The 14,245-nt window shown below is 69.8% G+C and carries 12 protein-coding genes; 10 read left to right on the forward strand and 2 right to left on the reverse strand.

Translation table 11 applies throughout. The annotated features are described in order from the left end of the window. From NB3_RS09090 to NB3_RS09110, 5 genes are all read left to right on the forward strand, one after another. A complete protein-coding gene (locus tag NB3_RS09090) occupies positions 1 to 1,266 on the forward strand; it encodes an aminotransferase class V-fold PLP-dependent enzyme (protein WP_244891818.1) in 1,266 nt (421 codons plus the stop codon). Then, positions 1,263 to 2,549 (forward strand): heavy-metal-associated domain-containing protein, encoded by a 1,287-nt coding sequence (locus tag NB3_RS09095; protein ID WP_067799430.1) that lies wholly within the window; start codon positions 1,263 to 1,265, stop codon positions 2,547 to 2,549. Before NB3_RS09090 ends, NB3_RS09095 begins: the two co-directional genes overlap by 4 nt. After that, entirely contained in the window at positions 2,546 to 4,060 is a 1,515-nt protein-coding gene (locus tag NB3_RS09100) for a type III PLP-dependent enzyme domain-containing protein (protein WP_084486025.1), read from the forward strand. The genes NB3_RS09095 and NB3_RS09100 overlap by 4 nt, the downstream gene beginning before the upstream one ends. After that, the gene (locus tag NB3_RS09105; protein WP_067799433.1) at positions 4,060 to 5,385 is read left to right on the forward strand and encodes a pyridoxal-phosphate dependent enzyme; all 1,326 of its coding nucleotides are present in this window, start codon (positions 4,060 to 4,062) and stop codon (positions 5,383 to 5,385) included. Before NB3_RS09100 ends, NB3_RS09105 begins: the two co-directional genes overlap by 1 nt. Before the next feature lie 116 nt (positions 5,386 to 5,501). After that, positions 5,502 to 6,128 carry a TetR/AcrR family transcriptional regulator gene (locus NB3_RS09110; RefSeq protein ID WP_067799435.1) on the forward strand — a complete coding sequence of 209 codons (627 nt, stop codon included), beginning with the start codon at positions 5,502 to 5,504 and terminating at the stop codon, positions 6,126 to 6,128. Here NB3_RS09110 and NB3_RS09115 read toward each other — a convergent pair. Next, positions 6,116 to 9,187 carry a tetratricopeptide repeat protein gene (locus tag NB3_RS09115; protein ID WP_067799436.1) on the reverse strand — a complete coding sequence of 1,024 codons (3,072 nt, stop codon included), beginning with the start codon at positions 9,185 to 9,187 and terminating at the stop codon, positions 6,116 to 6,118. The genes NB3_RS09110 and NB3_RS09115 overlap by 13 nt on opposite strands. 121 nt (positions 9,188 to 9,308) lie before the next feature. Here NB3_RS09115 and NB3_RS09120 point away from each other — a divergent pair, with 121 nt between their 5' ends. From NB3_RS09120 to ligD, 5 genes are all read left to right on the forward strand, one after another. Continuing rightward, a complete protein-coding gene (locus NB3_RS09120; protein WP_067799437.1) occupies positions 9,309 to 9,542 on the forward strand; it encodes an NfeD C-terminal domain-containing protein in 234 nt (77 codons plus the stop codon). 19 nt (positions 9,543 to 9,561) lie between these two features. Next, positions 9,562 to 10,662: an SPFH domain-containing protein gene (locus NB3_RS09125; protein ID WP_067799442.1), complete on the forward strand. Its 1,101-nt coding sequence runs from the start codon at positions 9,562 to 9,564 to the stop codon at positions 10,660 to 10,662. 2 nt (positions 10,663 to 10,664) lie between these two features. Next, on the forward strand, positions 10,665 to 11,096 hold the full coding sequence (locus tag NB3_RS09130; protein ID WP_228828040.1) for a cold-shock protein: 432 nt from the start codon (positions 10,665 to 10,667) through the stop codon (positions 11,094 to 11,096). 120 nt (positions 11,097 to 11,216) lie between these two features. Next, complete coding sequence (locus NB3_RS09135) at positions 11,217 to 12,302, forward strand: ATP-dependent DNA ligase (RefSeq protein ID WP_174553178.1); 1,086 nt, start codon at positions 11,217 to 11,219, stop codon at positions 12,300 to 12,302. Continuing rightward, a complete protein-coding gene (gene ligD, locus NB3_RS09140) occupies positions 12,299 to 13,300 on the forward strand; it encodes a non-homologous end-joining DNA ligase (protein ID WP_067799445.1) in 1,002 nt (333 codons plus the stop codon). Before NB3_RS09135 ends, ligD begins: the two co-directional genes overlap by 4 nt. A gap of 6 nt (positions 13,301 to 13,306) precedes the next feature. Here ligD and NB3_RS09145 read toward each other — a convergent pair whose 3' ends face one another. Further along, positions 13,307 to 14,062, reverse strand: a complete 756-nt coding sequence (locus NB3_RS09145; RefSeq protein ID WP_067799448.1) for a DUF4190 domain-containing protein — start codon at positions 14,060 to 14,062, stop codon at positions 13,307 to 13,309. Positions 14,063 to 14,245 lie beyond the last annotated feature (183 nt).

Genomic DNA, 14,245 nt, shown 5'->3' on the forward strand with positions numbered 1-14,245 from the left:
GTGACGCGAACGGAGGACGCCGCACGGCCGCCGGAAGCGCCGGCATTCGCGCCCACCGCGGTGCGGTCGCTGTTCCCGGCGCTCGCCGACGCCGCCGAGGTCTACTTGGACAGCGCGGCCACCACACAGAAGCCGCTGCCGGTGATCGAGACCATCCAGCGCTACCACAGCAACGGCACCGCCAACGCAGGCCGCGGCACCTACCCATGGGCCACCGGTCTGACCGCGCGGATCGCCCGCGTCCGCGAACGCGCCGCCGCGTTCATCGGCGCCGAGCATCCGGACGAGGTGGTCTTCACCGCGGGCGCCACCGCCGCGGTCAACGCCGTCGCGCTGTCGTGGGGCCTGACCGCGCTCGCCGACGGCGACGAGATCCTCTACAACGCGAGCGATCACGCGTCGAACGTGTTTCCGTGGCAGCACCTGCGCGGGCTGCTCGCCCGGTTCGGACGCCGCGTCCACCTGATTCCCTACCGGGTGACCGCCGCCGGTGAGGCGGACACCGACGACATCCTCGCCAAGATCACCCCGCGCACCCGGCTGATCACCACCGGGCACCTGCATCATGTCTACGGCGGTCTGAGCACTCTGGAGGAATTGCGCGGCCGGATCGACCCGGCCATCCTGCTGTGCTTCGACTGCTCGCAGAGCGGGGGCCATCTTCCGGTCGACGTCACCGCCCTCGGCGCGGATTTCGCGATCTTCGCCGCGCACAAGATGTTCGGCGCGCCCGGCACCGGGATTCTGTACTGCCACCGGCGCGTGCACGACCGGTTGACGCCGTTCCTGCCCGGCGGAAATTCCGGTGTGACGCTGGAACCGGACGGCCTGCGGCCGGGTGCGATGCCGGCGCTGCTGGAAGGCGGCACACCCGACATCCCGGGCATCCTCGCCTTGGGCAGTGCGCTGGAGGTGCTGGAATCGATCGGCCTCGACGCCGTCGCCGCGCACAACCGTGCCCTGACTCTGCGCCTGATCGATGGGCTGCGGCCGATTCCCGGCCTGGAGTTCCTGCCCGGCCCCGCGCACGCGACCTGCGAGGTCGGCTATGGCATCGTCTCCTTCACCCTGGAGGGGATCTCGGCCGCCGACGCGGGTTTCGTCCTGAGCGAGTTCGGTTTCCTGGTGCGCACCGGCGCGCATTGCGTCCCCGCCGACACCCTCGGCGCGGGCTCGGTGCGGGTCAGCACGCACATCTACAACACGCCCGACGAGATCGACCGATTCGTCGCGTGCGTGCGAACCATCGCCGAGGAGGTCACGTGAGTAACGACATCCCCCGCTACGACCGGAGGGCCGCGTCCAGGGTGCTGACCGGCCTGGCGCAGGCAGGGTTGTGCAACGGACCGGCTCCGTCCCCTCGACATCGGCGATTCGAATTCACCTGTACCCCACTGGGTCTCGAGCCGGGCAGCCATCTCACCTACTCCCAGCGGCTGTATCTGGAGCGGTTCATGCGGCCGTGCCGCGCGGACCAGGTGACCAGCGCGACCCATCGGATCGCGTGGACCGACAGCGCGGGCATCCCGAATACCGGGCACTTCCGCGCCGATGGTCTCGGCCCTTCGGTGCCGATCGCGACGCGCGAGACCGTCCTGGCGCTGTGGCGCCGGCTGGACGACGACGCCGATTTCGCCGCGCGGGTGGCCGCGCTCGGCACGGACGAGCACGCCGTGCTGGCGGGCACGACCACCGACCACGATCCGCGCGACATCTTCCGGGTCGGCATCGAGGCGGCCGGGCGCGTCCTGGCCCAGCACGCGCTGCTGGCGGCGCAGACCCCCTACCGCGATGCCGCCGAATTCGCCGAAGGGCTTCGCGTCTCCGGGATCTTCGCCGCGGTGGCCACGCGCTGGTTCTGGGAATTGCAGGCCTCGACGTATCGGCGGGGCATGATCCCGGTGACGCTCGTCGCGCAGCCCGACGGCACCGTTCGCTATTCGGCGGAGACGGTGGCGACCCTGCGCGCGATGAAGGACGCCACGATCGCCGACGCGCACGCCGTGATGCGGCGCGCCACCACGGTCGAAGGTCTCACGGCGGCCGAGGCGATCGCCAAGTATCACGACGACCTGGACCTGATCTCCCGCCAGTACGCCTTGTTGCCGGAGGGCGGCCATCCGGCCTGCCTGGCGGCCATGCCGCATCAGCTCGACAGCGGGCATGTCAGCATCCTCCCCCCGCTGGTGGACCGATTCGTCGCGACGTTCATCGAGATCGCGGGCCATTGTGCGGTCGCGGAGGTGAGCGCCGAACTCGACGAGGCGACCGCCGACCGCGCCGCCACCGCCGAGGACCAGGTCTTCTACGTGCCCGATATGACCTGCAAGCACTGCGTCCGCACGATCGGAGGAGTGCTGGAGTCGATGGACATCCGCGTGGCGGAGATCGACCTGGACAGCAAACGGGTGGTGGCCGAGTTCCGCAGTCCGCGCAATCGGGCCCGCGCGTTCGAGGCGATCCGGGACGGCGGCTACAACCCGGTCGCGCAGCGCCCCGCCGACGTGCCGCGCGCGTCGGCCACCGAACCGTCGGAAGCCGCCGTATGACGCCGTGGACGCCGACGCTGCCCGCGAAGCTCCATCCGATCGTCCGTGCCTTTCTCGACGCTCCCGGCAGCGTGACGCAGACGCTGACGCGATTCGGATCCCCGGCGCATCTGGTGTTCCCGCAGGTCTATGCGGAGAATCTGCTGCGCCTGCGCACCGTGCTGGAGCGAAGCGCTCCCGGGTATCGAGTCTGCTACGCGCACAAGGTGAACCAGTCCCGCGCCTTCGTCCGCACCGCCGAACGCGAAGGCATCGCCATCGACGTCGCCTCACCGCACGAGCTGTCCAGCGCCATCGCCGCCGGGTTCGATCCGGCGCGCATCGAGGTCACCGGGCCGAAGGGGGAAGCCTTCCTGCGCGACCTCGTCGGCCGCGGTGTCACGATCAACGTGGACAACCTCTGGGAGCTCGGCCGCATCGCGGAACTGGCCGCCGAGCGAGCGGAAGTTCCTGTGCTGCTGCGGATCTCCGGTTTCGACACCGGGCAGGTGAGCAGGTTCGGGATGCCGCTCGCGCACGCCGAGCGGGCCTTCGATCTGTTGTCGGCACGGCGCGGGCGAGTCGCTTTCCTAGGGTTCGCCTTCCACCTGGACTCCGGGGACCTCGGCGAGCGCGTCCGGGCGATCGACGCCTGCCTCGGCCTGATCGAGCGCGCCTACGAGCACGGGCTCACGCCTTCGGTGCTCGACATCGGCGGCGGGTTCCGGCAGGTGTTCACCGCCGACGCCGAACGGTTCGACGCCTACGTGCTCGCGCTGCGCGAATGGCTGCTCGGCCGCGGGGAGCCGATGACCTGGGGCAGCAATACTTTCGGCTACCACGTCGCGGGCGGGGCGGTGCACGGCACACCGGTGTTCCACAAGTACGCCAACACCGTTCCCGCCGACCGGATGCTCGCCGACCTGCTCGACGCTCCGCTGGAGCGGCACGGCGGGCGCACGGTGGCGCAGGTGGCGGGTGACAACCTGCTGCGGATGTGGCTGGAGCCGGGCAAGGCTCTGGTCGACCACGCGGGGATCACCGTGGCCACGGTCGAATTCGTCAAGGAGGTCGCCGACGGCAGCGTGCTGGTGCACGTCGACCTCAGCCGCGATGCGGTGACACCCGCCGATCAAGAGGTCATGGTCGATCCGATCCTCCTGCCCGGCGCGGGCGCGACCGCGGACGACCGCGGCACGGGCCCGGTCGGCGTCTTCTTCGCCGGAAGGCTCTGCCTGGAGCGCGATCTGATCACCAATCACAAGGTGTGGCTGCCCGCCGAGCCCAGGCCGGGCGACGCGGTGGTGTTCCCGAATACCGCCGCCTACCACATGGACTTGTCCGCCGCGACGGCCTCCATGCATCCCCTGCCCCCGAAACTCGCGGTCACCCGTGGGTCCGGCGGGTTCCGCGTCGTGCCCGACGCCGACTACGAACCCGGCTTCTCCGCCGAGTCGTCTCGGCCGCCGCACAGCGCGCCACACGCCGCCAGCACTGCCACCGGTCCGGTCCGAACCGTCGAGGCCCCCTGATGCGATACGACCACATCACCGAACTCATCGGCAACACGCCGCTGCTGCGGCTCGACCCAGCGGTGCACGGGCTGGCGAATGTCGAGCTCTACGCCAAACTCGAGTCGCACAACCCGTTCGGTTCGGTCAAGGACCGGGTGGCCTGGGCGATGCTCCGCGACGACCTGGAGCAGATCCGCGCCGAGGGGCGCACGCTCATCGAGGCGTCCAGCGGGAACACGGCCAAAGCGCTGCGCGTGCTCGGCGCGATGTACGGGATCGACCTGCGCGCGGTGACCAACCGGATCAAGGTGGGCGAGGTGCGTGATCTGCTGGAGCTGTTCGGCACCGAGATCGTGGAGCTGCCCGGCCTGTCCGAGTGCCCGGACCCGACCACGCCGAACGACGTCTACTCGGTGATCGAGGCGACCATGGCCCAGCGGCCCGGCGCGTACCGGCATCTGTCGCAGTACACCAACGAGAAGAACATCGAGGCCCACCACCACGGCACCGGGCGGGAGATCCACGACGACCTCGCGGCCGACGGCATCACCAGGATCGACTATCTGATCGGCGGCCTCGGCACCACCGGTTCCACCAGGGGCACCGCCACCTACCTGCGCAAGCACCATCCCGAGTTGCGTACGGTCGCGGTGGTTTCGGAGCGGTCGGACTTCATTCCCGGCATCCGGTCGGAGAGCGAGATGTGGGATGTCGGGCTGTTCCAGCCGGAATTCTACGACCGGATCGTCACCGTGGCGGCGGGCGAGGCCGTCGACGCGACGCTGCGCCTGGCGAGCGGCTACGGCGTCCTGGCCGGGCCGACCAGCGGCGCGAGCTACGCGGCCGCGCTGCGGACGCTCGGCGCGCTCGATCCGTCGGCGACCGATCCGAACGATCCGGTCGTGGCGGTGTTCATCGTCTGCGATCGGCTCGAACCGTACCTGTCGTACTTCAAGAAACGCAGGCCGGAATGGTTCGGCCGCGCCGAACGCGAAGCGGAGCCCACCGCCGATGAGCTGGCGGCGGTGCCGCGCCTTTCGCCCGAGCAGCTGGCCGAGCTGGACCGGACCGGGCGCCCGACCATCGTGGACAGCCGCGGCGCCATGGCCTACCGGATCGGGCACGTGCCCGGCGCGTTGAACATCCGCGACGACCAGCTCGACGACATGTTCGGCCACGGCATCCCGTTCCCGCGCTCACGCCCCGTCGTCTTCGTCTGCCCCGTCGGCGAGCTGTCGGTGCGGTTCGCCGCGCGGGCCCGGCGCGCGGGCTACGACGCCGTCAGCCTGGCCGGCGGGGTGGTCGGCTGGCGCGATGCGGGACTGCCGCTGGAACGCGGCTGATCCCCCACGGGCGCGAGGTCTCGCCGCGCGGGTGGCATCCGATTCGGACAGCCACGGGAGGGCGGGGCGGGTGAGCGGCGGCGCCGGGGCGCGCCCGCAGGCACTATCGTTGGGCCGTGCAGACAGGTCAGGACGCAGACGACGGGGGCCCACGGATCTGGGGTGGGACGACGCTCACCGAGCGCAGGGAGACGCGGCGGGCGGCGCTGTTGGAGGCGGCGCTCGATCTGATCGGCGAGTCCGGCGCCAGCGGGGTCACCATGCGCGCGGTGTGCCGCAAGGCCAATCTCACCGACCGCTATTTCTACGAGAGCTTCGCCAGCCGCGACGAGTTGCTGGACGTGCTCTACCGTCAGGTCGCCGAGGAATTCCTGGAACCGATGACGGCCTTCGCCGCCACCGACGACCCGTCCCGCGACCGCGCGCTGTCGGAGATCCTGGTGGACAAGGTGCTCGCCGACCCGCGCAAGTCGCGGCTGTTCCTGGTCGAGCCGTACTCCAGCACCGGACTGGGACAGACCACCTTCGCGGTGATGCCGGTCTTCACCCGGATCATGCAGGACCATCTGTTCGCGCACATCGACGACCCGGTCAAGCGCAGGCTGGCGGCCGTGACCATGGCCAGCGGGAACGCGGGCATGTTCTCGGCGTGGCTGAACGGTTCGCTGCGCGCCACCAGGGAGCAGATCATCGAGCACTGCCTCGCGATGCTCACCGTCTACCGCTCGCTCTACCGTTCCTGACCGCACCGCGTTACGCCCGGTGCGGCCGGACGGTCGGTCCCGGATCGGTCTCGCCAGTACGCCAGGGTGTTCTGGGTCCGGATGGTGGCGGCGTGATTGGGGCCGAGGGCGCGGAGTTCCGCGACCAGCAGCACTTCGAGTTCCGCGACCGCGCGGGTCAGGTCGCCGTGCCTGGCGCGGCAGCCCGCGAGTTCGTTGCGCGTGTCGAAGGTGTCGGGATGATCCGGGCCGAGTACCCGCAGCCGGTCGGCGAGCAGTTTCTCCAGGTCGGTGATCGCGCCGTCGAGGTCGCCGCTGTCGGCGCGGTAGGTGGCCAGTTTGCCGCGGGTCAGCAGCGTGTCGGGGTGGTCTGGGCCGAGCACCCGTAGTCGATCGTCGAGCAGGCGGGCGAACTCGGCGCCCGCTCCGGCCAGATCGCCACTGCGCGCGCGGAATGCCGCGAGATTGTTGCGCGCGCCGAGCGTATTGGGATGGTCGGCGCCGAAGACGCGCAGGTAGTCCGCCACCAGCTGCTCGAACTCGGCCCGTGCGCCCGCGAGATCGCCGCTGCCCGCGCGCCAGTACGCCAGGCTGTTGCGGGTGCGCAACGTGTCCGGATGGTCGGCGCCGAGCACGCGGGCACGGTCGGCGCGCAGCTGCTGGAACCGCGTGATCGCCCCGGCGAAGTCGCCGACGTCGCCGCGATTGGACGCCAGATTGTTCCTGGTGCGCAGGGTTTCGGGATGGTCGGGCCCGAGCAGGCGCAGCTGGTCGGTGAGCAGGTGTTCGAACTCCGCTCCCGCGCCCGCGTAGTCACCGCAGCGCGCGCGGTAGCTGGCCAGCCTGTCGCGGGTGTCCAAGGTGGCCGGATCGTCGGGGCCGAACACCCGCAGCCGGTCGGCGAGCAACTGCTCGAAATCGGCGACGGCGCCGACCAGATCGCCGCTCTCGGCGCGGTGATAGGCCCACCGCTCCCGCGTGGTGAAGGTGTCGGGATGGTCCGGCCCCAGCCGCTCGGCGAAATCCGGCGCCCAAGCGGCCCACAGGTCGCGGTCGTCGGCCGATCTGCCGGTTTCCAGCTTCTCCAGGAAGCCGATGGCCAATGCGGAATCGCCGTAGGCCAGGCAGTGCCGTACGACCGCGCCGCGCGCGTAGTCGGCGGCCCGGTCGCTGTCGTCGGCTTGGATCGCCGCGACCAGGGCGCGGTGCGCGTCCGCGATGCGCACGCCGAGGCGACGGCATTCCGCCTCCACCGCGGGCAGGAACGCACCGTGGGTCACGCCGAGCGACTCGCGAACGGTGCCGGGATGACTGCGGGTGACCAGGGTGCCGAGATTCACGGCGATGTCGCGGATCCTGGCGGCGCTCAGGTCCACCCCGAGCGACGACAGTGCCGCGTCCAAGAGCTCCAGCGGCAGCACCGGACCCACCCCCGCCGCGACCAGCACACCGAGCAAAGTCACTGTGTCATCGGCGGTTTCGGGATCGAGCCCGCGCAATGCCGTCTCCACCCGCAGCGCGATGACCCGGTCGAGGCCGATCCCGGCGGCGACCGCGCCGTCGGTCAGTCCCGAAGCGACCTCGAGCAGCATGTTCGCGACCAGCCAGCCGCCTGCCACCACCCGCGACCCGCTCGCGTCCGTGGGGGCCTCCGCCAGCAACCGCTGAATCCAGCCGATCCAGTCCACCGGGCCCAGCGGCGCCGTTCCGCGCGCGGAGTCCACCACGGCGGCGATGTCGTCGGCCGCCGGTTCGGCGACATCGATCCGGTACATGTGCGCCAGCCCCGGATCGTCCTCGACGCCGGTGCCGGGCCGGATGCCGACGATCACGCGCACGTGCCGGAGATCCTCGCGGCGGGTCAGATCGGAGATCGCGGCCACCAGCAACCGCCTGGTTCCCTCCTGCGGCTGGTTCAGTCCGTCGAACACCAGGGTGACCCGGCGGCCCGCGGTGGACAGCCGAGCCAACGGGCGGCGGACCAGGATGTCGAAGATGTCGAACTCGTCCCTGGGCCGGTGCGCCCTGGCCGCGCGCGCCGCCTCCCGGAAGCCGGGCAGGCGCGCGTCGAGTTGCGCGGCCAGCTCCGCCGCCACGGACTCCACCGAACTGTTCACCGTCAGGAACACCGCGGCGGTGATGTAGTCGGGGGTGACGGCGAGCCCGTCGACCAGGCTGGGCCGGATCAGCATCGCCAGCAGCGTCGACTTGCCCACGCCCGCCGGGCCGAGCACCGCCCGCAGCCGGTGGCTGCCGGCGTCGACGATCGCGTCGAGACGCTCGCGCACGTCGGGCGTCAGCAGCAGGCGCCGGGTGAGCTGGTCGACGAATCCGGCGGCGGAGCGCCCGCTCACCGCGTCGCGGTGGCGCGCGGTGTTCGGCACCAGCCACAGTCCGGGGTCGACGCCCTGTGCCGTGGACACCGCGCCGGAGCTGAACGACAGATGTTGCGGCTGTTGGTGGGTGCACTGCACGGCGATCGGATCGACCAGGTCCGAGGGCAGCAGGTTCTCCCCGCGCAGCGGCAGGCCCAGGTCGAAGGTGGCGAGCATGGTCCTGGTGAAGCAACCCGAGTACGCGGGCCCGTCGCCCGAGGCGACCAGCAATTCCATCCTTCCGCCCGACTGCGCCAGCAGATCGGTCCACCGGCGCGCGGCGCCCTGCACACCCTGACCGGCCTCGCAGGCGTCGACGAGCAGCACCAGCCCGTCCAGCGCGGCCCGGTCGAGCCGTTCGCGGATCTCCTGGGTCAGGTGAAAGGCGTTGTGCGAGTTGGGATCACCCGGCGAATCGTGGCCGAGCAGGTAGAAGTCCTCCGCACTCGTCGCCACACCGTGCCCGATGAAGCCCAGCAGCAGGGTGGCCTGCCGCTGCGCCGCCGCCGCGAAGGCCGCGTCGACGGCCGCGAACAGTTGCGCGGCAGTGGGATTGAGCACCGGGCCGTCCAGATCGATCGCGGGCCGCCAGCCGCCCGCCTCGGTCAGGCTTCCGTACAGGCCGTTGGCGAGCTCCTCGGTGAAACCCAATTCTCCCAGCGCCGCGCATTCCGACCCCACCACCAGCGCCAGCCGACCTCCCATGCAAGAAACATACCCGCGCCGCCCGCGGCGTTTTTCCGCACCGTCGCGCCGCTCCGGCGCCCAAAGGCGCTGCGGGAGACGTAGGGTGACGGTCCGGTGACCGGAAGAAGGAGATCACGCGATGACCGACCCGGTGGTGGGTTTGACGGGTACGCTCACATCGCCGATCCGAGGTGCCGGGACGCTGGGCGAGGTCCTGGTCGCGATTCGCGGGGGAACCGAGCTGTACATCGCACAGTCCACCGAGCCGATTCCGGCCGGTGCGGCCGTGCTCGTCATCGCGGTCCATCCGGGGCGCGTCGTCGACGTCGTCCCGTGGATTCCGCTCACCCCGGACCCGGCAGCAGAAACCTGAGCGAGCAAGGGAGACAGACGTGCTGGGTTACCACGTACCGGACCCGGACGAGGCGATGCTGGTCAGCGGCGGCAAGAGCCGTGACAACGCGCCGTTCAAAGTCGTCATCGGACGCGGCGCCTGGGTCGTTCCGCTGTTCCGCAAAGTCCGCTACCTGTCGCTGGCGATGTTCGAATCCGAAATCAAAGAGCGCTGCGTCACCAAGCAGGCGATCCAGCTCGACGTCCGCGCGGTGATCGCGTTCAAGGTCGCCAACGACACCCAGTCCATCGTGAACGCCGCCCAGCGGTTCCTCTCCGAGCAGGAGCGGGAGATGTCGGTGCTGACCGGGCGCATCTTCTCCGGGCACCTGCGTTCGATCGTCGGCTCGATGACGGTCGAGGAGATCATCCGGGAGCGCCAGAAACTGGCCGACGAAGTGCTCGTCGCGTCGAAGGTCGAGATGAGCAATATCGGCCTGTGGGTGGATTCCTTCCAGATCCAGTCCATCGACGACGGCAACCTCGGCTATATCGCCGCGCTCGCCGCGCCGCACAATGCCGCCGTCCAGCGCGACGCGCAGATCGCGCAGTCGCAGGCCGCGCAGGCGGCGGCGCAGGCCGAGCAGGAATCCCAGCGCAGGCAGGCGGAATATCAGCGCGAGACGGCGATCCTGCGCGCGCAATATCAGCGCGACATCGACAAGGCCAACGCGGAGGCGGCGCAGGCAGGCCCGCTCGCCGAGGCGATGGCGCTGCAGGAGGTGCTCACCGCCCAGGCCGAGCAGGCGCGCAAGGAGGCCGAACTGCGCGAGCAGCAGTTGCAGGCCGAGGTCGTCAAACCGGCTCAGGCGGAAGCGGATCGGGTGCGCATCCTGGCCGAGGCGGAGGCCGACCGCACCCGCATCCAGGCCGAGGCGGCGGCCTCGAACAACCGGATCGCGCTGGATCAGTTGTTGATCGAACAACTGCCGGAAATCGTGCGGCAGGCCTCGAACGGGCTGGCGAACGCGAATCTCACCGTGCTGAACGGACCGGACGGAGTGAGCGAACTGGTGAACGGAATGGTCGGTCAGGGACTGACCGTTTTCAATTCGTTGCAAAAGGCGCTTTCCTCCGACGACGGCGAAAAGGCGCGTTAAAGTTGCCCAGTAGCGACGGCGACGAGGAGCGGGTGTTGGTGTCCATCGGGAAATTGGTGTCGTTCGACAGCTCTCGGGGATTCGGATTCATTCGGCCGGAGGACGGTGGACCCGATGTGTTCGTCCACGTCAACGACATCGGCCTGGACGAGGACGAGTTGCGGCAGGGACGGGTGTTCGAGTTCGAGGTGACCGAAGGGGATCGCGGCCCCAAGGCGGTGAATCTGAGTGCGGTCGGCGGGTCGTCGGCGCCCCCGGCGCGGCACAAGGGGAAGGACAAGCCGGGTTCGGGACAGCTCACCGTCGCCGAGCACAAACGCCTGATCACCGAGCTGCTCCTGGACGCGAGCCCCGCGCTCACGGCGGGCGAGATCCTCACCATCCGCGACCGGCTCACCGCGTTCGCCGACCAGCACGGCTGGCTGGAGAACTGACCGGCGAAGTCCACGAACCTGTCGGGGCGGCCGCCTACGATCGAGTCGAGTCCGCAGACCGATGAGTTCGGTCCGTGCGCTCCGTCGGTATGGGTGAGGATCGACCCCGAGGAGGATCGCGTGGATCTACCGGTGCTGCCACCAGTGCGGCCGATGCTGGCCAAATCCGTGTCCGCGGTGCCCCGCGAGCCCGGTCTGAGTTACGAACCCAAATGGGACGGCTTCCGCTGCATCGTGTTCCGCGACGGCGGCGAAGTGGAGCTCGGCTCGCGCAACGATCGGCCGCTGACCAGGTATTTTCCCGAGGTCGCCGAGTTGCTGAAGCAGGCGCTGCCCGACCGCTGCGTGGTGGACGGCGAGATCGTCGTGGTCACCGAACAGGGTCTGGATTTCGACACCTTGCAGAACCGCCTGCATCCGGCCGCGTCGCGGGTCGCCAAGCTGGCCGCGGAGACGCCGGCCAGTTTCGTGGCCTTCGATCTGCTCGCCCTCGGCGACAAGGATCTGACCGGGGAGCCGTTCGTCGAACGCAGGAGGCTGCTGGAGACGATCCTGGACACCGCGCTCGCGCGCGTGCACCTGACTCCGCTCACCCACGATCCCGACGTGGCCGAGGACTGGTTCACCCGTTTCGAAGGCGCCGGGTTCGACGGGGTGATGGTCAAATCCGACGACCTGGCCTATCTCCAGGACAAGCGGGTCATGCTCAAGGTCAAGCACGAGCGCACCGCCGACTGCGTGGTGGCGGGTTTCCGCTGGCACAAGGACGGGGCCGGGGTCGGCTCGCTGCTGCTCGGACTCTACGACGACGAGGGCCGCTTGCACCACGTCGGCGTGGCCAGCAGTTTCACCGCGGCCCGGCGCAAGGAGTTGGTCGAGGAGCTCGCGCCGCTGCGGGAGAACGCGCTCGCCGACCATCCCTGGCGGGATTGGGCGGATGCCGCGGCGCAGGCGGCGGCGGAGGGCAAGATGCCCGGCGGCGTCAGCCGCTGGACCGGCGGCAAGGACCTGTCCTGGGAGGCGCTGCGCCCGGAGCTGGTCGCCGAGGTGCGTTACGAGCACGTGCAGTCGGGACGGCTGCGCCACGGCGGCAGGCTGGTGCGCTTCCGCAACGACCGGACGCCGCAGTCGTGCACCTACGCGCAGCTGGACGAGGTCGCGCCAGCGGAATTGAGCACGCTGTTCGGCGAAGGCGCGGCGCGATGACCGAGTCCGTCGACATCGAGACCGACGGCCGCACCGTCACGATCAGCAATCCGGGCAAGATCTATTTCACCAAGCGCGGCGAGACGAAACTCGACCTGGTGCGTTATTACCAGGCCGTCGCCGAACCGTTCCTGAACGTGGTGGGCGGACGACCCCTGCTGCTGGAGCGGTATCCGGACGGGGCATCGGGCAAGTCCTGGTTCCAGAAACGGGTGCCGAAATCCGCGCCGGACTGGCTGCACACCGTGGAGGTCACCACACCGAACGGCACCACCAGCGACGCTCTCGTCGCGCACGATCTCGCCCACATCCTGTGGGCGGTGAACCAAGGGTGCCTCGGATTCCACGTCTGGCCCAATCGCGCCGACAACCTGGAGATCTCCGACGAACTGCGCATCGACCTCGATCCGTCGCCGGGGATCACCTTCGCCGATCTCCGCCACGCCGCGATTCGCGCCAGGGATCTGCTCGCCGAACTCGGCATCGAATCCTGGGTCAAGACCTCCGGCTCGCGCGGATTGCATCTCTATTCGGCGCTGGAACCGAAATGGGACGGTTATCAGGTGCGGGCCGCCGCGGTGGCGCTGGCGCGCGAATTGGAGCGCCGGTATCCGGATGACATCACCGCGCAGTGGTGGAAGGAAGAACGCGGCAACCGGGTCTTCATCGATTTCAATCAGAACGCGCCGCACAAGACCGTTTTCGGCGCCTGGTGCGTGCGGCCGAAAGTCGGCGCGCAGGTGTCCACGCCGATCAGCTGGGCGGATCTGGATTCGGTGGTGCCCGACGAGCTGACCATCGCGACCGTCCCGGCGCGCTACGCCGCATCGGGCGACCCGTGGGCCGACCGGGCGCCCCAGTCCATCGCACCGCTGCTGGAGATGTCCGAACGGGATATGGCGGCCGGTCTCATGGACGCGCCGTGGCCCCCGCAATACCCGAAGATGCCCAACGAACCGCCCAGGGTGCAGCCGAGCCGCGCCAGGAAGACCGAATAGCGCGCGCTATTCGGTCCACAGCACCCAGGTGCCGCTGCGGCCGCTGACCTCGCACACCAGGGCTCGGCCGTCGGCGGTGCGCCCGGTCTTCGCGCCCGAGGCGTCGCACTTCGAACCGGCCTGCTGCACGGCGGTCGCGACGACGTGCGGACCGGCCCACTGGTAGCCACCGGAGGTGCTCAGACAGATCATGGTGCCGCCGTCGGCGGCGTTGCCGATCTGCCCCAGCTGCGCCTCGGTGCAGGACGAACCTTTCGTGACCGGTCCCGTCGGTGTCGAGGGGGTGGTCACGGCAGGGCTCGGCGCGGCCGTCGTGGTCGTCACCACGGGACGCTCGACGGTCGTGGGAACCGACGCGACGGGCGTCGGCGCGATCACGGCCTGGCGGTTCATCACGCCGGGCAACCAATTGCCGGACAGCAGGACGAACCCGGCCACCGCGGTGATCTCGGCGACGCCGAGCAGCAGCGCGAACATCGCCATGACCCGGCCGCGCGGATGGCTGAAGGCGATGAAGCCGAACACGATGGCGACCGGGAACAGTCCCAGCAGCGCCGCCACCAGCGCGACGATCGCGTACGGATTGACGATCGGCGGGATCTCCACCCGTAGTCGCCCGGTCCTGCGGCGGCTCGGCGGCTGTTCGGGCCAGCGCTCGTCCTCGTCGTCCGCCCAGTGGTCGTCGGGCTCCGGCTCCGGCCAGCGATCCGCAGGCTGCGCTTGCGGCCAGCGATCGGTATCACGCCGTTCTGCCCGTGTCATTCAGGTCCCTCTCCACACCAACACACCGCGCAGGAACCTCGGACTGCCCGGACCCGCCCCGATATACCGACACAGAATAGGGTGCGCGCGGGGAAAAGTTGATTCGAAGTGACCAATCTTTGTGATCGGGCCGTAATAACCATGGTGCCGCAACTCGCGCGAATGTATTAGCCGGGGCCATGC

It is taken from the genome of Nocardia beijingensis NBRC 16342, assembly GCF_001612785.1.
In the GTDB taxonomy this organism is placed as follows: domain Bacteria; phylum Actinomycetota; class Actinomycetes; order Mycobacteriales; family Mycobacteriaceae; genus Nocardia; species Nocardia beijingensis.

Excerpts from the sequence above, each read along its gene's own strand:
- NB3_RS09100 (WP_084486025.1), top strand. The coding sequence starts at position 2,546 with ATGACGCCGTGGACGCCGACGCTGCCCGCGAAGCTCCATCCGATCGTC.
- NB3_RS09105 (WP_067799433.1), top strand. The coding sequence starts at position 4,060 with ATGCGATACGACCACATCACCGAACTCATCGGCAACACGCCGCTGCTG.
- NB3_RS09115 (WP_067799436.1), bottom strand. The coding sequence starts at position 9,187 with ATGGGAGGTCGGCTGGCGCTGGTGGTGGGGTCGGAATGCGCGGCGCTG.
- NB3_RS09120 (WP_067799437.1), top strand. The coding sequence starts at position 9,309 with ATGACCGACCCGGTGGTGGGTTTGACGGGTACGCTCACATCGCCGATC.
- ligD (WP_067799445.1), top strand. The coding sequence starts at position 12,299 with ATGACCGAGTCCGTCGACATCGAGACCGACGGCCGCACCGTCACGATC.
- NB3_RS09145 (WP_067799448.1), bottom strand. The coding sequence starts at position 14,062 with ATGACACGGGCAGAACGGCGTGATACCGATCGCTGGCCGCAAGCGCAG.